Origin of the sequence: Stenotrophomonas sp. UBA7606 (genome assembly GCF_002477705.1) — a bacterium.
GTDB lineage: Bacteria > Pseudomonadota > Gammaproteobacteria > Xanthomonadales > Xanthomonadaceae > Stenotrophomonas.
Genome location: NZ_DLJW01000064.1, coordinates 1 through 20,662, shown reverse-complemented (window position 1 = coordinate 20,662; position 20,662 = coordinate 1). Strand labels below are relative to the sequence as shown.

The 20,662-nt window shown below is 64.6% G+C and carries 20 protein-coding genes; 11 read left to right on the top strand and 9 right to left on the bottom strand.

All coding sequences use genetic code 11. The features are described from left to right. Positions 1-197: 197 nt before the first annotated feature. The gene (locus B2527_RS08660; protein ID WP_293707928.1) at positions 198-2,663 is read left to right on the top strand and encodes a mechanosensitive ion channel family protein; all 2,466 of its coding nucleotides are present in this window, start codon (positions 198-200) and stop codon (positions 2,661-2,663) included. A gap of 59 nt (positions 2,664-2,722) precedes the next feature. On the opposite strand, the gene B2527_RS08655 is transcribed toward B2527_RS08660, so the two are convergent. The 3 genes from B2527_RS08655 to arsH form a co-directional block, all read right to left on the bottom strand. Continuing rightward, positions 2,723-3,826 carry an MFS transporter gene (locus tag B2527_RS08655; RefSeq protein ID WP_293707948.1) on the bottom strand — a complete coding sequence of 368 codons (1,104 nt, stop codon included), beginning with the start codon at positions 3,824-3,826 and terminating at the stop codon, positions 2,723-2,725. An 87-nt stretch (positions 3,827-3,913) separates the two neighbouring features. Continuing rightward, positions 3,914-4,756 (bottom strand): DeoR/GlpR family DNA-binding transcription regulator, encoded by an 843-nt coding sequence (locus tag B2527_RS08650; RefSeq protein ID WP_293707927.1) that lies wholly within the window; start codon positions 4,754-4,756, stop codon positions 3,914-3,916. A gap of 243 nt (positions 4,757-4,999) precedes the next feature. Next, positions 5,000-5,725 carry an arsenical resistance protein ArsH gene (gene arsH, locus B2527_RS08645; protein ID WP_293707925.1) on the bottom strand — a complete coding sequence of 242 codons (726 nt, stop codon included), beginning with the start codon at positions 5,723-5,725 and terminating at the stop codon, positions 5,000-5,002. Positions 5,726-5,763: 38 nt separating this feature from the next. Here arsH and B2527_RS08640 point away from each other — a divergent pair, with 38 nt between their 5' ends. The 3 genes from B2527_RS08640 to arsB all read left to right on the top strand — a co-directional run bounded on the left by B2527_RS08640 (position 5,764) and on the right by arsB (position 7,737). After that, positions 5,764-6,093 carry an ArsR/SmtB family transcription factor gene (locus B2527_RS08640; protein ID WP_293707924.1) on the top strand — a complete coding sequence of 110 codons (330 nt, stop codon included), beginning with the start codon at positions 5,764-5,766 and terminating at the stop codon, positions 6,091-6,093. Between the two features lie 73 nt (positions 6,094-6,166). After that, positions 6,167-6,679, top strand: a complete 513-nt coding sequence (locus tag B2527_RS08635; protein ID WP_293707923.1) for an arsenate reductase ArsC — start codon at positions 6,167-6,169, stop codon at positions 6,677-6,679. A 17-nt stretch (positions 6,680-6,696) separates the two neighbouring features. Then, positions 6,697-7,737 (top strand): ACR3 family arsenite efflux transporter, encoded by a 1,041-nt coding sequence (gene arsB / locus B2527_RS08630; RefSeq protein ID WP_293707947.1) that lies wholly within the window; start codon positions 6,697-6,699, stop codon positions 7,735-7,737. 50 nt (positions 7,738-7,787) lie between these two features. On the opposite strand, the gene B2527_RS08625 is transcribed toward arsB, so the two are convergent. Continuing rightward, positions 7,788-9,002: an MFS transporter gene (locus B2527_RS08625; protein ID WP_293707922.1), complete on the bottom strand. Its 1,215-nt coding sequence runs from the start codon at positions 9,000-9,002 to the stop codon at positions 7,788-7,790. A 31-nt stretch (positions 9,003-9,033) separates the two neighbouring features. On the opposite strand from B2527_RS08625, the gene B2527_RS08620 reads away from it, so the two are divergent. Continuing rightward, positions 9,034-9,879 (top strand): AraC family transcriptional regulator, encoded by an 846-nt coding sequence (locus B2527_RS08620; RefSeq protein WP_293707920.1) that lies wholly within the window; start codon positions 9,034-9,036, stop codon positions 9,877-9,879. Positions 9,880-10,012: 133 nt separating this feature from the next. Beyond that, positions 10,013-10,375: a roadblock/LC7 domain-containing protein gene (locus B2527_RS08615; protein ID WP_293707918.1), complete on the top strand. Its 363-nt coding sequence runs from the start codon at positions 10,013-10,015 to the stop codon at positions 10,373-10,375. Here the strand turns inward: B2527_RS08615 and B2527_RS08610 are convergent. The 3 genes from B2527_RS08610 to B2527_RS08600 all read right to left on the bottom strand — a co-directional run bounded on the left by B2527_RS08610 (position 10,368) and on the right by B2527_RS08600 (position 13,963). Continuing rightward, entirely contained in the window at positions 10,368-12,038 is a 1,671-nt protein-coding gene (locus B2527_RS08610; RefSeq protein ID WP_293707917.1) for a serine hydrolase domain-containing protein, read from the bottom strand. The two genes, B2527_RS08615 and B2527_RS08610, sit on opposite strands and share 8 nt — an antisense overlap. 74 nt (positions 12,039-12,112) lie before the next feature. Then, the gene (locus B2527_RS08605) at positions 12,113-12,925 is read right to left on the bottom strand and encodes a helix-turn-helix transcriptional regulator (RefSeq protein ID WP_293707916.1); all 813 of its coding nucleotides are present in this window, start codon (positions 12,923-12,925) and stop codon (positions 12,113-12,115) included. A gap of 132 nt (positions 12,926-13,057) precedes the next feature. Further along, positions 13,058-13,963 (bottom strand): alpha/beta hydrolase, encoded by a 906-nt coding sequence (locus B2527_RS08600; protein WP_293707946.1) that lies wholly within the window; start codon positions 13,961-13,963, stop codon positions 13,058-13,060. Between the two features lie 277 nt (positions 13,964-14,240). Here B2527_RS08600 and B2527_RS08595 point away from each other — a divergent pair, with 277 nt between their 5' ends. After that, positions 14,241-14,621, top strand: coding sequence for a helix-turn-helix domain-containing protein (locus tag B2527_RS08595; protein WP_293707914.1), 381 nt, complete (start codon positions 14,241-14,243; stop codon positions 14,619-14,621). A gap of 380 nt (positions 14,622-15,001) precedes the next feature. Here B2527_RS08595 and gpmA read toward each other — a convergent pair whose 3' ends face one another. After that, a complete protein-coding gene (gene gpmA / locus B2527_RS08590; RefSeq protein WP_293707913.1) occupies positions 15,002-15,751 on the bottom strand; it encodes a 2,3-diphosphoglycerate-dependent phosphoglycerate mutase in 750 nt (249 codons plus the stop codon). Positions 15,752-16,139: 388 nt separating this feature from the next. Here gpmA and B2527_RS08585 point away from each other — a divergent pair, with 388 nt between their 5' ends. The 3 genes from B2527_RS08585 (at position 16,140) to B2527_RS08575 (ending at position 18,556) form a co-directional block, all read left to right on the top strand. After that, positions 16,140-17,000, top strand: coding sequence for a pirin family protein (locus B2527_RS08585; protein ID WP_293707912.1), 861 nt, complete (start codon positions 16,140-16,142; stop codon positions 16,998-17,000). A 139-nt stretch (positions 17,001-17,139) separates the two neighbouring features. Then, positions 17,140-17,859: an aquaporin Z gene (gene aqpZ, locus B2527_RS08580; RefSeq protein WP_293707910.1), complete on the top strand. Its 720-nt coding sequence runs from the start codon at positions 17,140-17,142 to the stop codon at positions 17,857-17,859. Between the two features lie 235 nt (positions 17,860-18,094). Next, on the top strand, positions 18,095-18,556 hold the full coding sequence (locus B2527_RS08575) for a hypothetical protein (protein WP_293707909.1): 462 nt from the start codon (positions 18,095-18,097) through the stop codon (positions 18,554-18,556). A gap of 84 nt (positions 18,557-18,640) precedes the next feature. On the opposite strand, the gene B2527_RS08570 is transcribed toward B2527_RS08575, so the two are convergent. Then, on the bottom strand, positions 18,641-19,498 hold the full coding sequence (locus tag B2527_RS08570) for a pirin family protein (protein WP_293707907.1): 858 nt from the start codon (positions 19,496-19,498) through the stop codon (positions 18,641-18,643). Positions 19,499-19,726: 228 nt separating this feature from the next. On the opposite strand from B2527_RS08570, the gene B2527_RS08565 reads away from it, so the two are divergent. Next, positions 19,727-20,662: carbon starvation CstA family protein (locus tag B2527_RS08565; protein ID WP_293707905.1), on the top strand; the 936-nt coding region annotated here is incomplete at its 3' end.

The window sequence follows — 20,662 nt, the reverse complement described above, 5'->3', positions numbered from 1 at the left end:
TGTCGCGGGACCCGCCGAAGGTCACGCCCGCCTCCCCTTGCGCCGGCAATGGCCGCGGAGGCGAGCGCTGCAACGCCGGCAGCGCCACAGGTCAATGCAGCCAGCGCGCGCTCCCGGGCGTCTGCCACTCCACCCAAACCGCCCCTGTGCGACACTGCCGCGACGCGGACAAGAGCGTCCACCCCTCGGGAATGCCCATGCATTGGCTACGCGCAGCTGTGCTCTGTTTCGCCGCGGCCTGCTGCCATGTCGCCCACGCGCAGGCAGGCTCGCCGCCTGACCCTGCCACAGCGCCGACCGCTGCGCAGCCGAAGCCAAACACCCCGGAACCCATCGACAGCGCGCTGATCGTGATCCGTGCCGATACCGACGAGCGTCTTGCCATCTCCGCGATCGATCGCGCCGGCCAGCCCGATCCCACCGCCGCACTGGGCCCAGGCCTGGAAGCGATCACCCGCTCGGTGGACCAACGCAGGCAAGCCTTGTCACCAACGCAACTGCGCAGGGTCCCGATCATTCGCCTGGAGAGCCTTGACCGACACTGGCAGTTCGACGGCAAGCGCTTTGCACGCTGGCGTGATGCCCTGCAGACCGCTACCGAGCCGTATGCCGCGGACGCCGCAGAGCTGGCACGGCGCCGCGCCAGTTGGCAGCTCACCCGTGAACACCCCAGCGATATCCCGCCGGTGCTGCTGAGCCGCATCGATGCGCTGATCACACTGCTTACCCGAGCCGAGCAGGCACTTGCTGTACCGCTTTCCCGGCAAATGGAATTGAGCGCGCGCGCCAATGCCCTGGAGACCCGGCTGCAATCCGGCCACGCCGCTGTCACCGATGCCATTGCCTACCTCGACCACCAATTGCTGCAGATAGACTCGCCACCGCTATGGCAGGCTGATGCAGGTTCTGCTGATCAGCCCGCAGCAGCCAGTGACGCGCTAACCTCCGGCCTGCAGATCGAACTGGCGTTCAGCCGCGCCTACGTGAGCGAGCACCGGCGCACACAGTTCCTGTTCCACGGGATCCAGATACTGCTGATCCCACTATTGCTATGGGGCTGGCATTACCGTCGGCGGACGCCCGCCAACGGCAACCTTGAAGCTGCCGCACAACGCGTACTGGCCCGGCCCGTATCCACCTGGCTGCTGCTGTCGACCATGGTGATGCTGGCCATTGAGCCCGACGCCCCCTTGCTGACCTTGCAGATAGGCATGCTCTTCGCGCTGATCCCCGTGCTGCGACTGCTGCCGCCGGGCAGCCGGCGATTGCTGGGCTACTGGCCCTTGGTCGCATCATTGCTGTACCTGCTTGGTGGCCTGGGCATCTTCTTCCTGTCCAGCAATGTCGCATTCCGCTACTACACACTGGCGCTGACCATCGTCGCGATGCTGCTGACCGGACTGGTGCAATGGCAGGCCTACCGCAGCGGCCACGCCAGTACTACCTGGCGCACGGGGCAGGCCTTGCGCATGGCGGCATGGGCCGCCCAGGGTTTGTTCGCCGTTTCTCTTGCAGCCAATGTTGTCGGCAACCTCACGCTGGCGGAGATGCTGACCAGCGCGATCATCGACAGCGCCTACTTTGGCCTGCTGCTTTACGTCGGCATCGCCGTGCTGTTGAGCCTGTTGCACCTGCTGCTGAGCCGGCCCAGCCTGGCACGCTATCGGCTTGCCCGTGATCATGCGCCGCCGCTGTTGGCGCTGCTTGGCCGGCTGGGCATATTCGCCGCGGTTATCGGCTGGGTGGTCTATGCGATGGACAGCTTCCGCATCCTGCGGCCAACCTATGCCTTGCTGAGCAGACTGCTCTCGCATGAATTCTCCATTGGTGAATTCAGCCTGTCGCTCGGCCACGTGCTGGCCTTCATCGCGGCAATCACCATTGCCTTCTGGGCCGCGCGGATAACCCGCTTGCTGCTGCAGGATGTGCTCCAGCACGGCGCCAACATGTCACGTGGCATCGGCAACAGCATCGCCTCGCTTGCCTCGTATGCGGTACTGATGCTCGGCGTGATCATCGCGTTGTCGGCCGCAGGCTTCAAAGGCAGCCAGCTGGCGCTGCTGTTCGGCGCGTTGGGCGTCGGCATTGGTTTTGGCCTGCAGAACGTGGTCAACAACTTCGTTTCCGGCCTGATCCTCATGTTCGAGCGGCCGATCCAACCCGGCGACGTGGTGGAGGTCGGCACCATCAACGGGCGCGTGCGCGACATCGGCATGCGCTCCACCCGCATCAAGACCTTCGATGGCGCCGACGTGGTGGTACCCAATGGCACCCTGCTGTCCGAGCCGCTGGTCAACTGGACCCTGCTCGACCGCAACCGGCGCATTGAAGTGAATGTCGGCGTTGCCTATGGCAGTGACCCACAGCAGGTTCTGGCACTGCTTTCCAATTGCGCCAGACAAACCAGCGGTATCGCCAAGGAGCCGGCCATCGCCGCGCTGTTCGTTGGCTTCGGCGCCAGTTCGCTTGATTTCAGTGTTCGCGCCTGGACCCGCGATTACGACAACTGGCTCAACATCCGCAGCGAGCTCATCACCCGCATCCACGCAGCATTGCAGGAGGCCGGGATCGAAATCCCTTACCCGCAGCAGGATGTGCATGTGCGCAGCTTGCCGACGGCGGCGACGGAGCCATCAACCGAACCACCGCCAGCGACTGCGTGAAGGCGGCGATGACCAGAAGTACCAACGCAGGCCCCAGTTATCCGACAAAGCAGCCTTGCTCAGCGTACCCGCAGCATCGAACCAATTACCGCGACAAGCGCAAGCGCCGCCGCCGCCATCAGGAATGCAGACGGCAGCGACCACTGCTGGGCAACGAAACCGATTGCCGCCGGGCCCAGCAGCACGCCCGCGTACCCCATCGTGGTGACGGCTGGAATGGCCACGCTCTCCGACATGCGGGTCTGCCGCCCGGCAAGGCTGAACATCACCGGCACGATATTGGCGCAACCAATGCCAACCAGCGCGTAGCCCAGCAGCGCTACAGCGAAGCTTGGCACCAGGGTGGCCAACACGAAGCCTGCACATGCGAGCAGCCCCCCGAGCAGCACCGCCATGCTCGGCCCAAGTTGGTTCACCAGCCGGTCGCCGAACAGGCGCGTGGCGGTCATGGCGATATTGAAGGCAACAAAGCCCCAACCGGCATGGGCAAGCTCTACCCCGCGCACTTCATGCAGGAACACCGCACTCCAATCCAGCATCGAGCCTTCGGCCAGGAAGCTGATGAAGCATACGACACCAATCACGATCACCACGCCACGCGGCAGCGCGAAACTGCTTTCGCCCTGCTCGGCACGTTCACTGCGCCACCAGCGCGATGACAATGCCGTGATCGCGACAACGCCGGCAGCCACCACCAACGTGGACAACACGGCACCGCCGCCAATCGACAACAGCAAGGTCACCAAGGCTGCGCCAGACAGCGCCCCAATGCTGTAGAAGGCATGGAAGCCCGACATCATCGCGCGGCCGGATTCGCGCTCCACCACCACCGCCTGCATGTTCATCACGCAGTCCATGGCACCGATGCCGGCACCGAACACCAGCAATACGGCACCGATGGTCAGCGGCGTGGATGCAAGTGCCAGCAAGGGCAGCATCAATACCACCATCAATACGGTAGCCAGCATCACCGTGCGGCAACCATGGCGCGCGGCCAGCATGCCCGCCAGCGGCATGGACAACAGCGAACCCAAGCCCAGGCATAGCAGCAGCACCCCAAGCAATGCGTCATCAAGACCAGCGCGGGCCTTGGCAAACGGCACCAGCGGTGCCCAGCAGGCAATAGCGAAACCGGGAATGAAGAATGCGGCGCGCGTGGCCATCTGCTGGCTGCGCTGTAGTCCTGTTGGATGCGTCACTTGTTGTTCCTTGTTGTTTCCATTGCCGGTGCGCGCGATCAAGCCACTGCATCAGTCTTTTGCGACGACAACCCGATGTAGCCGCTGGGCGAAGGGGGCCAGCCGCTCCTGCATTTCCGAGCCGACGCGGTCGCTGATCAGCAGTTGATCAACCTGCTCGATACCCGCAATGCGGAAACTGCCACGCGCGCCAAGCTTCTCGTTGCCGGCGACGATCAGCGTGGCATCGCTGGCCCGAAGCATGGCCTGCTTGAACGCGCATTCCTCTGCGTTGATGCCCCAGATGCCGGTCTCAGGATCGACCGCGCAGACACCGGGGATGCAGACATCGGCCTGCAGCTCGGTCAGCTGCTGCAAGGCAATGGAACCGATGGCGCCGCCACTGCGCGGATCGATCCTGCCACCGATCATCACCACCTCGGCGGCCTGCGCACCGGCCAAGGCATCGGCAACGGCTGGCGCATTGGTGACCACGGTCAAAGCGGTATCCCGCAGCGCACGGGCAATTGCGACATTGGTGGAACCGGCATCCATCAGCACTACCTGTCCCGGCAACAGCAGCGAGGCGGCATGGACGGCCAGCGCACTGCGCTCCGGATCATCCCGCCCCACCCGTTCGGGCAAGGTGTCGAACTGCGGCGTCGGCAGCAAGGCCCCGCCATACACCCGCCGACACAGGCCTTTGGCGGCCATCTCACGCAGATCACGGCGGATGGAATCCTCGGAAACCGCAAACGCCAGTGCCAACTCATTGGCCACTACCCTGCCCTGCTTGCGGAGCTGGTCGAGGATGCGTTGCTGGCGCTCCTGCGGCAGCGCGTCGGGGTCCGGGGCAGTCATGTGATGGCGGTGGGTAGTGATGTGGGTCTGGCTGGGAATCAGCCCAAGCGGCATCGGGATCGCCATGGGGCGCGAATGAATCCCTCAACCAGATAATGCACAAACACTACAGAACGTGCAACATCGCGCACAAATGAAAGAGCGCATGCATCCCAATCCGGCACATGCGCCCCAACTCTTGCGCGGATGCACAACCAGATCACGAGCCGGTCCATGCCTGATCGGACAATTCGGGTGCAAACGCAAGGACTGCCCCTCCCCTACGCGCAGCGAAAGAGAGGGGCAGGTCGCGGCAACTCAGGGCGCGTTGGCTTCAACCACCCCCGCCGCGCGCGCCAGCTGGGCGGCTTCGGCTGCACCCTTGCGCTCGCTGTAGCGGCTGACCAGGTAATCGCTGCGCCCGCGCACCATCATGGTGAACTTCATCAGCTCTTCCATCACGTCGACCACCCGGTCGTAGTACGGCGAGGGCCGCATGCGCCCGTGTTCATCAAATTCCTGCCAGGCCTTGGGTACCGAGGATTGGTTGGGGATGGTGACCATGCGCATCCAACGGCCAAGCACGCGCAGGGTGTTGACCACATTGAAGGACTGCGAGCCTCCGCAGACCTGCATCACCGCCAGGGTCCTTCCCTGGGTAGGACGCACGCTGCCATCTTCCAGCGGCAGCCAGTCGATCTGGTTCTTGAACACCCCCGTCAGCGTGCCGTGCCGCTCCGGCGATACCCATACCTGCCCTTCCGACCATAGGGAAAGCGCCCGCAACTCCTGCACCTTTGGATGCTCCTTGCCACAGCTATCGAGCAGCGGCAGATCGTGCGGATCGAACAAGCGGGTTTCTGCGCCCAACTGCTGCAGTACGCGTTCGGCTTCCAACGCCAGTTTGCGGCTGAACGATTGCGGCCGCAGCGAGCCGTAAAGCAACAGGATGCGCGGCCGGTGCGTGCACGATTCGGCACCCAACAGGTCGGCCTGCAGGCCAGGGAGCAGTTGGGGATCGATGTTCGGGAGTGGATCAGACATGGCTTGCTCGCTCTTATTCATTCGACTATTCTAGAAATATGGAAATGAATCAGGCAATAGCCGGCCTCACTGCGCTCGGCCACCCGACCCGTCTTGCCGCCTTCCGCCTGCTGGTGGAGGCCGGCCCGCAGGGGCGCATGGCCGGCGACATTGCCGCGGCGCTGTCCGTGCCCAATGCGACGCTGTCCTTCCATCTCAAGGAACTGGTGCAAGCCGGACTCGTACAGAGCGAGAACCTCGGCCGCAATGTCTGTTATCGGGCCAACTACCCGGCCATGAATGCCTTGCTGGCGTACCTCACGGAAAACTGCTGCGCGGGCTCGCCCGACCCGAACTGCAACACCACGCGGGGCAAGAGCTGCTGCTGAACCCACCCGCCGGCATGCGCGCAGACCGCGCCGCCGGCATGCACAAATCACTTGTCTGCACCGAGCCATCGCCATGACCCGCAACGTCCTCTTCCTGTGCACCGGCAACAGTGCCCGCAGCGTGCTTGCCGAAGCCAGCTTGCGGGCCTGGGGCGGCGACCGGTTTGCCGCCTTCAGTGCGGGCAGCCAACCCACGGGCACGGTCAACCCGTTGGCGATCGCGCAACTGCAATCCGAAGGTTTCGCCAGCGACGGCCTGCGCAGCAAATCCTGGGACGAATTCACCGCTGCCGATGCCCCACGCCTGCATCTGGTCGTTACGGTCTGCGACGCCGCAGCCGCCGAAACCTGCCCGGTGGTGTTTGGCGACTTCGTGCGCACGCACTGGGGGCAGCCGGATCCGGCTGCGGTTGCAGGCGATGACGCGGCCAAGCGTGCCGCGTTCGCACGGGCACACCGCATCATCAAAGCGCGCCTGCGGGCGCTGCTTGCCCTGCCCCCTACCGTATGGGATGACCGTCAGTCACTGCAGTCCGCACTGGCTACCATCGGCGTGATGGCAGCCGACGGTGGGGACACGCGGTGACCGGACAAGTCGTGCGCATGGGCCTGTTCGAGCGCTACCTCAGCGTCTGGGTGGCCTTGTGCATCCTCGCCGGCACCCTACTTGGCCATCTCTTCCCGGCGGCATTCGCGCGGCTCGGCGGCATGGAACTGGCCAAGGTCAACCTGCCGGTGGCGGTACTGGTGTGGCTGATGATCATTCCGATGCTGCTGAAGGTCGATTTCGGCGCGATGCGCCAGGTGGGCCAGCACTGGCGCGGCATCGGCGTCACCGTGTTCATCAACTGGGCGGTGAAGCCCTTCTCGATGGCACTGCTGGGCGGCGTGTTCCTGCGCCACCTGTTTGCGGCGTGGTTGCCAGCCGAGCAGATTGATTCGTATATGGCCGGCCTGATCCTGCTGGCCGCCGCGCCTTGCACCGCAATGGTGTTCGTGTGGAGCAACCTGTGCCGTGGCGATGCCAACTTCACCTTGAGCCAGGTGGCCTTGAACGACGCCATCATGGTGCTGGCGTTCGCCCCGTTGGTGGCGCTGTTGCTGGGCATTTCGGCAATCAGCGTGCCCTGGGCAACGCTGGTGTTCTCGGTGGCGCTGTACATCCTGCTGCCGGTCGCAATTGCCGTGCTGCTACGCCGATGGCTGCTGCGCAGTGGCGGGCAGGCGCGTCTGGATAGCGTGCTGGAACGGCTGGGGCCGCTGTCATTGACTGCCTTGCTGGCCACGCTGTTGCTGCTGTTTGGCTTCCAGGGCAGGCAGATCATTGAGCAGCCGCTGATCATCGCCCTGCTCGCCGTGCCGATCCTGCTGCAGGTCTATTTCAATGCAGGTCTGGCCTATCTGCTCAACCGCAAGCTGGGTGTTGCCCATTGCGTCGCCGGCCCTTCCGCGCTGATTGGTGCCAGCAACTTCTTCGAGTTGGCGGTGGCTACCGCGGTCAGCCTGTTCGGTGTGCATTCCGGTGCAGCCCTGGCCACCGTGGTCGGCGTGCTGATCGAAGTGCCAGTGATGCTTTCCGTGGTGTACCTCGTCAACCGCAGCCAACACTGGTACCAAGCCGCGCAGGACCGAGCGGCACCCTGAAGTTCCCAGGGCAACACCGCCCGGCCACGGCCGGGCATTGCATCCACCCCTCAGCGCGCGCGCGGGTTCGGCAGGAAGGCGGCGACGATGCCCAGCAACGGCAGGAACGAGATCACCTTGTAGACCCAGAGGATGCTGGTGTGGTCGGCGAGCACGCCGAGCACCGCGGCACCCAGGCCACCCATGCCGAAGGCGAAGCCGAAGAACAGGCCGGACACCGTGCCGATACGGTTGGGCATCAATTCCTGTGCATAGACCAGGATGGCCGAGAACGCCGAGGACAACACGAAACCGATGACCATCGTCAGGATCATGGTCCATTGCAGGTCTGCGTACGGCAGGATCAGGGCGAACGGTGCCACACCCAGGATCGAGGCCCAGATCACCGGCTTGCGGCCAATGCGGTCACCCAACGGCCCACCAATCAGGGTGCCAGCCGCCGACGCCGCGAGGAAACCGAACAGGTGCAGCTGCGCGCTCTGTACCGACACGTGGAATTTCTGGATCAGATAGAACGTGTAATAGCTGCTCAAACCGGCGATGTAGAAGTACTTGCTGAAGATCAGCACCAGCAGGATGCCGATCACCCAGGCCACGGTTTTCGGCGGCAACAGATTGGCCGGCTTGGCCGCCGCCTTGGGCTGCGCGGCCACGGCCAGCAGATGCTGCTGGTACCAACGGCTGACGTAGGTCAGCAAGCCAATGCCCAACAGGGCCGCACAGGCAAACCACGCCACGCTGCGCTGTCCATTCGGCACGATCACCGCCGCAGCCAGCAGCGGGCCCACCGCAGTGCCGGCGTTGCCCCCAAGCTGGAACACAGACTGCGACAGGCCATGGCGACCACCGGAAGCCAGCCGCGCGATGCGCGAGGATTCCGGATGGAAGATCGCCGAGCCGATGCCGACCAGCATCGCCGCCACCAGCACCGTCACGAAGTTCGGTGCGAACGCCAGCAGCAACAGACCACACAAGGTGGACAGCATGCCCATCGGCAGCGAATACGGTGCCGGCCGCTTGTCGGTGCGCAGGCCGATCAAGGGCTGGAACAGCGACGCGGTGAGCTGGTAGGTCAGCGTGATCAGGCCCACCTGGGCGAAGCTCAGGTGGAACTGGCCCTTGAAGATCGGGTACAGCGCCAGGATCAGCGACTGCATCATGTCGTTGACCAGGTGCGAACTGCTGATGGCCGCAAGCACGCCCATCGCGACCGGGCGACGCTGTGGGGACGGAGCAGCACTGATATCGGAAGCGGTGGACGACATGGGATGGCCATGAAACCGAGGGGAGGCCGGCATGGTAGATTCCCCCTCGCCGCCCATCCTGCGCGATATGGTCATGCATCTTCTTGAAAAGGACACCAGCAACCGCAAGGGCCGGCGCTTGCCGCTGCCGGCCGGCCCCAACACGGCGGTATATTGCAAGGGCCGCGACTACGCCGCCGCCACGCTGATCCCGCTGCATCATCACCCGGACCGCCACCAGCTGGTGTACGCGGAAACCGGCGTGCTGGTGGTACGCGCCGGCATGGGCCGCTGGGTGGTGCCCAGCACACGTGCAATCTGGATGCCGGCCGGTGTCGGCCATCAAGTGCACTGCATCGGTGCGGTACAGATGCGCAGCCTGTACATCCTGCCGCATTGCATGCCGCAGGCACCGGCAACGCCATCGGCGGTCTCGATCACGCCCTTGCTGGCCGCGCTGATACGCGCCGCCGCGCAGATCGCCCCATCCTATGCCGAAGACTCCCGCGATGGCCGCCTGATGCGCCTGATCCTGGACGAAGTGCAGACCTTGCCGGTCCTGCCACTGCATCTGCCCGAACCGCGAGACCCGCGCCTGCGCCAGATCGGCCGGCGGCTGGAACGGCATCCAGACGATGCGTCCACCCTGCAGGACTGGGCCGCGCGCCTGCAGGTGGACGTGAAAACCATCCAGCGCCTGTGCGCGCGCGAGCTGGGCATGACCTTCGGCCAATGGCGGCAACAGGCGCGGTTGCTGCGCGCCCTGGAGCAGCTCGCCGTTGGCGAAAAAGTCATCGACGTGGCCCTCGCCCTGGGCTACGAAAGCCCAAGTGCCTTTGCCACCATGTTCAAGCGTCGCTTTGGCCTGAGCCCCAGCCAGTTTTTTCGCGAAAACTGAGGTTGCCCGCGTGGGGTATGCCTGGCCTTGCTGGCCATGTATAGACGCTTTTCGCTATGCTGCCCGGCGCCCGCTTGGGAGTCTTCCCGGCGGGCTTCTTTGTTGTGGCATCACTCAATTTACTGGATGGGAAATGGCTGCAAACCTGAAGCTTGATGATTTGGGCAACATCGCCGGTTTTGTCGGTGCGGCATTGGTCGACGCGGACAGCGGCATGACGTTGAGCACGCTCGGTGGTGGTGCGATCAACATGGAGGTTGCCGCTGCCGGCAACGCCGACGTGGTCCGGGCCAAGCGCCGCGTCGCAAACTCGCTGGGATTGACCGACGTGGTCGAAGACATCCTGCTGACCTTGTCCAAGCAGTACCACCTGATCCGCCCGCTGGAAGGCAACAAGGACCTGTTCCTGTACGTGGTGTTGGACCGCAACCACGCCAACCTGGCGATGGCCCGCCACGAACTGAAGTCGTTCGAGAAGACGCTGGAATTCAAATAAGTCCTGCCTTCTGCCATCGCATGCACCGCCTCGCCGTCGCCGGCATGCGGTGCATGCGCTTTCCCGCCCCGTGGGGGCAAGGCTCCTCGGGACCGGTACCCGGCAACGGCAGCCCGGCAGACCCGTGCCCGCGTGCTTCGTGCCCATCCGGCAGCTCTCCCGCAGGTCGGCGGCGGTAGATTTCGCCCTCGAACTCAAAACCATCGCCATCAGGACGGAACTCCAACGGCTGCACCACATCCAGTGGGCCGTCCTGCGCCCCGAACAGCCCTGGTGCGGCGGGCTGCAGCGTCCGCGTCAGCGCACCCACCTGCAGTTGCAAGGCGTCGCCGTCGCGGACAATGCGTGCGGTTGCCGGCAAACGCTCAGCCTGGAACGTGCCGACAAACGAAGCCAGAGCGGGCTGCCACCGCCACCCCTGCCAACGCGGCTCCTGCCTCACCGCCACCTGGCGCGCGCGCATACCCGACAGTTGCTCGGCCACCCGCTGCGGATAGACCTGTTGCCGGGTCCGCGCCCACGAATCCGCGCCGGGGTGATCAATCAGATACTGGAAGAACTGCACCACCGTACGCGAAGTCAGCCAGCCAGTTGCGTTGTCCGAGTTGGAGAACACACCTATACCAACCCCCAGATCAGGCGAAAACGCCATCATGCTGCGCGCGCCGGTATAGCTACCTCCGTGGATGTAAAGGGTATGTCCCTCGAAGTCACACACATTCCATCCATAGGCATAACCGTTGCAGGGCAGCTCATAGGCATTACGGGCCTTCGGGTCTACCTGCACACCCGCTCGATGGGCAGCATCCAGCAAGCGGGCATCGAATTGGGGAGACAGCGTTGCACCCAACTGCAAGCGCAACCAACGGCCCATGTCGCGCGGCGACGTCATCATGCCGCCAGCCGAATGCATCAAGACATCCGGCTTGGGCGGCACCAGCCGCCAACCCTGCTCGGCCCCCAGCCACTGGTGGTTGAAGGCCAGCTGCGCCGGATCGAAGCTGGAGGTATTTGTTGCGGTTTCGTGCAGCTGCAACGGCGTGAACAGGGTTTGCTGCAACCAGTCCTGCCACGAGCGGCCTGTGTGTTGCTGCAGGATCGCTGCGTAGATGTTGTAGCCGAGATTGTCGTAGTCGAATCCATCAGCACGCTTGCTCGCGAACTGCTGCAGCAGCTGCGGATACACAGCCGGATCGGGACTGCCGATATACGCCTCCAGCGTGGTGACCGCATCCGCGCTCAAGGGCACACGATGGTTGAGCAGGTCCGCCAGGGTCCATGCGGCAGGATCGACGCCATCAGGAAGGCGCAGCCGCGGCCAGTGATCGGACAGGGTACTGTCCAGGCGCAGCACGCCTTGCCGATCCAGCACCTGCGCCAGCAACCCCATGTAGGACTTGGTCTGCGACGCGATGTACATCGGCGTGTGCATGGTCAGCGGCGCCTGGCTGCTGGCGTTGCGCACGCCGCGGGTATAGCCCAGCAATTGCTGGTCACGGTCGACGATCACCACCGCGTAGCCCGGCCCCAGCTCCGGAATGCCATCCAGGAATGCCGCCAGATCCCGTGCGGCCTGTTGCGGCGAGGCCGCCGCAGCCGTTGTCACGCAGCCCGGCCAAACCGGCAGCAGCAATAGCAGGGACAGGATGTTGCGCAGATGCATGGTGCGGCTCCGTGGCTGACAAGCACCACGATGCGCCAGGGCATTGCCCAAGGTCTTGAACGGATTGAACCTGCTCACGCCAGCAACAGCGCGCGCAGGCGCGCCGGGGTCAGCCCGCTGTGCGTGCGGGCAATCCGGCTGAAATGGGATTGGTCGGCAAACCCGGCCTGCTGCGCCACATCAACCAGGGCCTGCCCCTTGGCCAGCAGCGGCAGGGCGCGCTGCAACTGCGCGCGGGCGCGGAACACCGACGGCGCGCAGCCCATCCAGCGCGTGAAGGCACGGGCGACGTACACCGGATGCACGCCAAGCTCGCCAGCCAGATCGCCCAGCGGCACGTTCTCATCCTGCAGACGCTGGCAGCACACCGCCAACCAACGTGGCGGCGTACCGCGGGGGCGCTCAGCCGGGGTAGCCATGCCGGCCAGCAGTTCCCAGAGCCGGGCGTCGACATCGGCAGCGACCAGCTCGCCTGCAAACAAGGCCGACAACAGTCCCCGTCCCTGCAGCAGTAGCGGCTGCAGCGCATGCCCGCGCCATTGCCAGGCGCGGCCGATACCGAGTGTGTCCTGCAGGTCGAATGATGCCGGCAGGTCGATACCCAGCATCAGCGCACCGCTCGGCCCGTAGTCATTGGCATGGGCAACGCCTGCCTGCTTCACGCCCAAGGCTGGCACGGCCAGCCGCTCCTCGCCCTGCCCGGTCTGCTCCATCAAGGTGCCGAGCAGCAACAGCGAGAGCTGGTGACAGTCGTGCGCGTGTCGGTGCATGCGCTCACCCGGCGCGTACCAGCTGACCCGTGCAGCCAGCCGCTCGCCGCTGAACACCCGGCGTCGGCTTGGGCCCTGCGCGGCATCGATCCGATGCGTGGTTGGCGGCGAAGACATGGGATGGCGCGGGCGGCAGGGATTGAACGGAGTCTAGCCAAGCCGCAGGTCGGCACACCTGCCGTTGGTCGTGGTAGCGCAGGCAGGGCCGGCCGCTGTGGGTGCCGGGCCCGACCCTGGGGATTGGACGACTCAGCCCTTTGGCGCCGCGAGCAGATACTTCAAGCCATGCATGAAGCCACGCGGCGCGACACTGAGATGGTCCTCGTCATTGAGCACGTCCAGCTTCAGCTCCAGCGACTGGCCGCAACGCGTGCCCAGCAGACCGATCATGCGCTGCGCATCCACCACCATGTCGGCATCGCCGCCGTGCTGCACCGACTCATACTCGCCGACATACATATAGGCCCGTACGGGGAGCTTGGCGGGCTTGCCTGCCGCGGCCAGTCGACGCTCCATCTCGTGCTTGTCGAACCAGTACGACGGACTGCCAAGGATGTAACCGCTGAACAATTGCGGGCGTTCCAGCAGCACCTGCGTCCCCAGCAAGGCACCGTAGGAATGGCCGAGGAACATGCGCCGGCTTTCGTCACTGCGGTAACGCTTGGCCACGAAGGGCAGCGCCTGCGTTTCCAGGTAGCTGATGTAGTCGCTGGCGCCACCGTGCACGGCATCGGCTGGCGAACCGCTGGGGCCCCTGGTGGTTGGCGTGTAATCGCGGCGGCGGCTCTGCATGCCGCCCTCGCCCTTGGCATAGGACAGACCGACCAGGATGAAGTCCTCGATCTTGCGGCCTTCGACATTCAAGCGCCGCGCCATCTGCCAGACCAGCGGGAAGGCATAGTCGGCATCGGTGACGTATAACACCGGGTAACGCTTGTCCGGGTTGTCCGCGTAGCCGGCTGGCAGGGCGACGAACACCTGGTAGTTGCGACCACTGACCGGATCCGGCACGTCCCAGACTTCACTGCCCAGCACTTCATAAGGGCGGCCTTCGCCACGCTGCGCGGTTGCTGCTGCAGGCTTTGCGGCAGCCGCTTCCGGTGTGGCGTTGGGTGCAGCCTGGTGAGCACCACTACAGGCGCTCAGCGCCACCATTGCCACTACCGACATCATCCATTTGCTCAAGCAGACACTCCCGTCATCGTGATCAGGGCCCGATGATGGCATGGCACGGCCCCCATCCGAAGACTGTCTCTCCCAACTGCATGCGCACGGGGGAGCAGTTCTTCCAGCACCCTGGAAGCACGCAAGCCGTTGATTCCTTTGGGACGACACACTGCTGTCGGCTTTCTGTCGTGTTGTCGAGCGCTGTTGTCCGGCAGCCTCGCAGCTCAGCTAACATCGGCAGGAACGCGGCATGGAAGATGAAACAGTGAAGATCGACGGAAAGCGGATCAGGCAACTGCGCGAAGCCCGCGGCTGGTCGCAGGAACACTTGGCCAGCATCTGCGGTTTAAGCCCGCGCACGGTGCAACGGCTGGAAACCGAAGGCAACGCCTCGCATGAGTCGCGGATGGCGGTTGCGGCGGCGCTGGAGGTTACCGCGGAGGATCTGCTTGCTCACGCGCCCGCCAACAATGCGCTTGCCGCTATCGCGTCGCCAATCGCTCCTGGCGTCCGTATGGAGAATCTGGCATTGGGATTGGCGCTGCTGGTGATGGCGGTACTGTATGGCGCCTACAACGTCGGCAAGGACATGGCCTTGCGTGACAACGCCGGCTGCAGCGCTACTCCAGCACAGTGCCAACGTTGAGGCTGCGGAGCTGCTTTTTTGTGGCAGTGGCATAAGTCCCGAAGCCGGGATACCCCCGGTCTCGCGACTTCAGCAGTGGCGACTTCTGGGCTCACGCCGCTTCTGGGGCGATTGAACCTGTTTTCAAATCACAGCCCCGGGTGCGCTTCGCTTACCCGGGCTACGTCGCCAGCGCGCGGACCGGATTTTCCCCAGCGCTGTGCAGGCAGCAAAGCTGGGACATCATCAGGTTCCATCGGTGCTTGTGACTTCAACAACGCCAGCTTCGCGGCTCACGCCGCTCCTGCAGATACAAAAATCCGATGCCAGGATCGGCATCGGATTTTTTATTCACCGTTTTGGCAGCAGCACCCATGCGGGCGCTGCTTCCAGCGTATCGCTTACTTGGCCTTGCCCTGGTTGGCCACGGCTTCGGCGGCCTTCTTGGCCGCTTCCGGATCGCCCAGGTAACGGAATGACTTGACGGTGAGGTCGTCGTTCAATTCGAACAGCAACGGAATGCCGGTCGGGATGTTGAGCTCGAGGATTTCTTCCTTGCTCACGTTGTTGAGGTACTTGTACAGCGCGCGCAGTGAATTGCCATGGGCGGTGACCAGCACGGTCTTGCCGTCCTTCAGCTGCGGGGCGATGGCGTCGTGCCAGTACGGCAGCACGCGGTCCAGCGTGGTGGCCAGCGATTCGGTGGCCGGCAGCGCATTGCGGTCCAAGCCGGCGTAACGACGGTCATGGATAGGGTGGCCCGGATCGGCCAGCTCCATCGGCGGCGGCGGGATGTCGTAGGAACGACGCCACACCTTGACCTGCTCCTCGCCGTGCTTGGCGGCGGTCTCGGCCTTGTCCAGGCCTTGCAGGCCACCGTAGTGGCGCTCGTTCAAGCGCCAGGACTTGTTGACCGGCAGCCAATCCTGGCCCAGCTCGGCCAATGCACCCTGCAGGGTGTGGATGGCGCGCTTGAGCACCGAGGTGTGGGCCACGTCGAACTGCAGGCCTTCTTCCTTCATCAGCCGGCCGGCGGTGGCGGCCTCCTGGCGGCCCTGCTCGGTCAGGTCCACGTCCACCCAGCCGGTGAAGCGGTTATCGAGGTTCCACTGGCTCTGGCCATGGCGCAACAGCACGAGTTTGCGGGTCACTGCGGAGGTCTCCGGATGGGGAAGGAAGACAGCGATTGTAGCCCCTTCACGTTGGCTTCCGTTCCTTGTTTGGGGGTTGCGTATGGGAGCAATGTGGTTGCAGGAGAGACTGGTTCTGTTTGTCTGGTGAATGAGCAGGAGCAAGAGCTCCCCCTCACCAACCCTTCCCTTGCCTTCGGCAGAGAGAGGGGCAAAGCGGCAGCCCTGCGTGCAACCGGGGCTTTGGCCCCCTCCCTTTCGCGCAGCGAAGGGAGGGTTGGGGAGGGGTAACGCTTCCGGCCCCCACTCCCCCCACCCCGACAACAATCCATTCCCCGCACGGTGACCCCTTCTTCGCTCCGGCCATGCCATCCTGCGCGCACATCCATGCAAGCCGGAGCAGCCAGCCATGACCACCATCATCAGCCCGCGCGTCCACGACCTGGGCGGCTTCCAGGTACGCCGTGCCGTGCCCACCCTGCAGGCGCGCAGCGTAGGACCGTTCGTGTTCGTCGACCACATGGGCCCGGCCATTTTCAGCCCCGGGCAAGGCATCGATGTCCGCCCGCACCCGCATATCGGCCTGGCGACCGTCACCTTCCTGTGGTCCGGGCAGATCGGCCACCGCGACACGCTGGGCTCGGACCAGATCATTCGCCCCGGTGACGTCAACTGGATGACCGCCGGACGGGGCATTGCCCACTCCGAGCGCACCCCCGCTGCCGCCCGCGAGCACGACCAGAGCCTGCACGGCATGCAGACCTGGGTTGCCCTGCCCAAGAGCCACGAGGAAACCGATCCGGCCTTTTTCCACTTCGCTGCCGACCAGTTGCCACAGCAGCGCCGTGATGGCGCCTGGCTGCGGGTGATCGCCGGCCGCGCCTATGGTGAGGAATCGCCGGTGAAGGTATTTGCCGACACCTTGAACGTGGCCATCGATCTGGCACCCGGCGCCGAGATCGACCTGGACACCTCGCACGTGCAGCGCGCGCTCTACATCCTGGAAGGCGACGCGCAGCTGGACGGCACCGATATCCCCGCCCAGCACCTGGTCATCCCCGAGGCGGGCGCGGTAGGTCGGCTGCGTGCCAAGACCCCCGTCAAGGCGATGCTGATGGGCGGCGAGCCGCTGGATGCACCGCGCCACCTGTGGTGGAACTTCGTGTCCAGTTCCAAGGAGCGCATCGAGCAGGCCAAGGACGATTGGGAAAATGGCCGCTTCGGCAGCATCCCCGGCGACGACAAGGAATTCATTCCCCTGCCGCGCTGACAACCACCGCGTGCGTCGCGGCGTACCCCCGCGATCGCGCAGCTGTCCTGGCTGCGGTTAACGTTTTTAAAACGCACCCGGGCAGGTTGTACGTGTATTTTCCCCACACCCGTTTCGGGCTAATTCTGGGGAATGAATCATGAGCATGAGCAAGCGCCTGGCTGCCGAGTTTCTCGGCACCTTCTGGCTGGTACTGGGTGGCTGTGGCAGCGCGGTGCTGGCGGCAAACTTCGGCGGTGACGGCAACCCGCTGGGCATAGGCTTCGTTGGCGTGGCGCTGGCCTTCGGCCTGACCGTGCTGACCGGCGCCTATGCCTTCGGCCACATCTCCGGCGCCCACTTCAACCCGGCGGTCAGCATCGGCCTGTGGGCCGGTGGGCGCTTCTCCGGCAAGGACCTGTTGCCGTACATCGTGGCGCAGGTGCTGGGTGGCCTCTTTGCCGGTTTCATCCTGCTGCAGATTGCCCAGGGCAATGCCAATTTCCTGATTGATGGCAGCCAGCCGGGTGCCTTCGCCAGCAATGGCTACGGCGCCCTGTCACCGGGTGGCTACACCGTTGCCGCCGCCTTCCTGTGCGAAGTGGTGCTGACCGCGGTATTCCTGATCGTCATCATGGGCGCCACCCATGGCCGTGCACCGGCGGGTTTCGCCCCCATCGCTATCGGCCTGGCCTTGACCCTGATCCACCTGATCAGCATCCCGGTCACCAACACCTCGGTGAACCCGGCCCGCTCCACTGCTGTTGCGGTGTTTGCCGGTGCCGGTGCCATCAGCCAGCTGTGGCTGTTCTGGGTTGCCCCCATCCTGGGCGCGCTGATTGGTGGCGTGGCGTACAAGTGGCTGGGCAGCGACAAGTAAGCCCTGGTGTGAAACCACCGCAAGAACGGCCCCTTCCCGGGGCCGTTTTTGTGTGACACCGGCCAGCACTTTGCATCTGCGGCCATTTTTGTAATAAGTTCAACCGGTGGTCGGGCGCATGGGGATATGCGCACCGGGCCAGGGGAACACTGCCCGCCCGCCACAGCCACCTTCAGAACTCGAATTCGACTTTCATCGTGCCGTCCTGCGTACGATGCTTCATGGGGAATGCGTAGTGAAGACTGTCCGTATCGTTTCCGCAGCCATGCTGCTTGCCCTCAGCTCCACCGCCCTGGCCCAGCAGGCCGAGCAATGCCCAACGCTGCCTGCCGACAGTGGCCTGCACTGGGATCAGCAGACCCAGAGCGATTTCATCGTGTGCAAGGCCTCCACCGGTGACGGCCGCACCGTATTGAACATGATGCTGACCGCGCGCGATCCGGACATGGCCTTCAACCGTGCCCTGCGTGCGGAGAAGGGCTCGTTCGGCGGCGAGTCCATGCATTGGTACAAGCTGGACATGGGCGGCCGCGACCTGCCCGGGCTGGAGTCGCGCCGCATCACCGTGGTCAAGCTGGACAAGAACCGCTTCGCGCAGATCTGGATCGACGCGGCCGACACCGCCGAGCTGGGCAACCTGCAGAATCTGACCCAGACCCTGAGCCTCAATTCCTCGGCGCTGGCTGGCGCACGCTGAGCGCGGCCTTCGAGCTGCCATCCAAGCTGCCAGCCAGATGACGCAACCGCCCGGCCAGGCCCTGCCTGATCGGGCGGCTGTTCGTCAGAAGCGGCCCTGCTCGTAGTCGATGAAGGCCTGCATCAATTGCTCGCGGGTATTCATCACGAACGGGCCATGACGTACCACCGGCTCGCGCAAGGGGCGCCCGGCCACCACGATCAAGCGTGTGCCCTGTTCACCGCCGCGCAGTGGCAACACCGCCCCACCGCCCAGTACCGCCAACTCGTGCTGGGCCACGCCGCGGGCGGCATCGGCGTCACCCAGCACGGCCTCGCCTTCGAAGACATAGGCAAACGCGTTGTGGCCCTCGGGCAGCGGGCAGTGCCACTGCGCCCCGGCCGCCAAGGTCACGTCCAGGTACAGCGGATCAGTAGCGGGTTGCTGGATGGGCCCCTGCTCCTGCCCCACGCCGCCAGCGATCAGCTTCACCTCCACCCCGGGCGCAGGCGAGAATGTGGGGATACGCTCGGGCGCGTACTCCTGGTAACGCGGCTCCACCATCTTGTCGCGTGCCGGCAGGTTCACCCACAGCTGGAAACCACGCATGCGCCCGGACTCCTGTTCCGGCATTTCCGAATGCACCAGCCCGCGCCCGGCCGTCATCCACTGCACGCTACCCGGGGTCAGCAGGCCTTCGTTGCCGTGGTTGTCCTTGTGCCGCATGCGCCCGTCCAGCATGTAGGTGACGGTCTCGAAGCCGCGGTGCGGGTGGCTGGGAAAGCCGGCGATGTAGTCCTCGGCGCGGTCGGTGCCGAACTCGTCCAGCATCAGGAACGGATCCAGGTCCGGCAACGCCGGTGTCCCGATCACCCGCGTCAGACGCACCCCCGCCCCATCGGAGGTAGGCATACCCTTCAAGGTGCGCAGCACCGTGGCGAACTGCTGACTGCTCATGCTCATCTCCAGATTGATGTGACACAAAGTGCGGCCAGCCGCGGCCTGCCGCAATCGTCACCCATGCAACCATTTGTTGCGTAAAGCCTGATGCAAGCCGCCCTGCGGGCAGCGCATTCAGCACCATCGGGATTCGTCCTAAGACCAAAGTCGCATTCGCTTCAGCAGCCATGCACATTGACCCCCGCCCGGCATGGGTAGACCCTTGGATGCATTCTCCTGCGAGGCCACTCGATGAAAGGTTTCTCCAAAGCCGGATGGGCATTGCTGTCCCTGATCGGCGCATTCTGTCTAGGCGTCGTGGCACTACGCCGCGGCGAACACATCAATGCCCTGTGGATCGTCATCGCGGCGGTAGCGCTGTATCTGGTGGCCTTCCGCTACTACGGCCTGTTCATCGCCAACAAGGTGCTGGGCGTTGACCCTACCCGCGCCACCCCGGCGGTCATCAACAACGATGGCCTGGATTACGTGCCCACCAACAAGCACGTGTTGTTCGGCCACCACTTCGCCGCCATTGCCGGCGCCGGCCCGCTGGTCGGCCCGGTGCTGGCCGCGCAGATGGGCTACCTGCCCGGCACGCTGTGGCTGATTGCCGGCGTGGTGCTGGCCGGCGCGGTGCAGGATTTCATGATCCTGTTCATCTCCAGCCGCCGCAACGGCCGCTCGCTGGGCGACCTGGTGCGCGAGGAAATGGGCCAGGTGCCCGGCACCATCGCCCTGTTCGGCGTGTTCATGATCATGATCATCATCCTCGCGGTGCTGGCGATGATCGTGGTGAAGGCACTGGAGGGCAGCCCCTGGGGCATGTTCACGGTGATCGCGACAATGCCCATTGCAATCTTCATGGGCATCTACATGCGCTATATCCGCCCGGGCAAGATCGGTGAGATCTCCGTCGTCGGTCTGATCCTGCTGCTGGCTGCGATCTGGTACGGCGGCAAGGTAGCCGCCGACCCGGTGATGGGCCCGATGTTCACCTTCACCGGTATCCAGATCACCTGGATGCTGATCGGCTACGGTTTCGTCGCCGCCGTGCTGCCGGTGTGGCTGCTGCTGGCCCCGCGTGACTACCTGTCCACCTTCCTCAAGATCGGCACGATTGTCGGCCTGGCGATCGGCATCCTGATCGTGATGCCGGAACTGAAAATGCCGGCGCTGACCCAGTTC

Coding starts and splice junctions, on each gene's coding strand:
- B2527_RS08660 (WP_293707928.1), top strand. CDS start 198: ATGCATTGGCTACGCGCAGCTGTGCTCTGTTTCGCCGCGGCCTGCTGC.
- B2527_RS08655 (WP_293707948.1), bottom strand. CDS start 3,826: ATGGCCACGCGCGCCGCATTCTTCATTCCCGGTTTCGCTATTGCCTGC.
- B2527_RS08650 (WP_293707927.1), bottom strand. CDS start 4,756: ATGCCGCTTGGGCTGATTCCCAGCCAGACCCACATCACTACCCACCGC.
- arsH (WP_293707925.1), bottom strand. CDS start 5,725: ATGTCTGATCCACTCCCGAACATCGATCCCCAACTGCTCCCTGGCCTG.
- B2527_RS08640 (WP_293707924.1), top strand. CDS start 5,764: ATGGAAATGAATCAGGCAATAGCCGGCCTCACTGCGCTCGGCCACCCG.
- B2527_RS08635 (WP_293707923.1), top strand. CDS start 6,167: ATGACCCGCAACGTCCTCTTCCTGTGCACCGGCAACAGTGCCCGCAGC.
- arsB (WP_293707947.1), top strand. CDS start 6,697: ATGGGCCTGTTCGAGCGCTACCTCAGCGTCTGGGTGGCCTTGTGCATC.
- B2527_RS08625 (WP_293707922.1), bottom strand. CDS start 9,002: ATGTCGTCCACCGCTTCCGATATCAGTGCTGCTCCGTCCCCACAGCGT.
- B2527_RS08620 (WP_293707920.1), top strand. CDS start 9,034: ATGGTAGATTCCCCCTCGCCGCCCATCCTGCGCGATATGGTCATGCAT.
- B2527_RS08615 (WP_293707918.1), top strand. CDS start 10,013: ATGGCTGCAAACCTGAAGCTTGATGATTTGGGCAACATCGCCGGTTTT.
- B2527_RS08610 (WP_293707917.1), bottom strand. CDS start 12,038: ATGCATCTGCGCAACATCCTGTCCCTGCTATTGCTGCTGCCGGTTTGG.
- B2527_RS08605 (WP_293707916.1), bottom strand. CDS start 12,925: ATGTCTTCGCCGCCAACCACGCATCGGATCGATGCCGCGCAGGGCCCA.
- B2527_RS08600 (WP_293707946.1), bottom strand. CDS start 13,963: ATGGTGGCGCTGAGCGCCTGTAGTGGTGCTCACCAGGCTGCACCCAAC.
- B2527_RS08585 (WP_293707912.1), top strand. CDS start 16,140: ATGACCACCATCATCAGCCCGCGCGTCCACGACCTGGGCGGCTTCCAG.
- aqpZ (WP_293707910.1), top strand. CDS start 17,140: ATGAGCATGAGCAAGCGCCTGGCTGCCGAGTTTCTCGGCACCTTCTGG.
- B2527_RS08570 (WP_293707907.1), bottom strand. CDS start 19,498: ATGAGCATGAGCAGTCAGCAGTTCGCCACGGTGCTGCGCACCTTGAAG.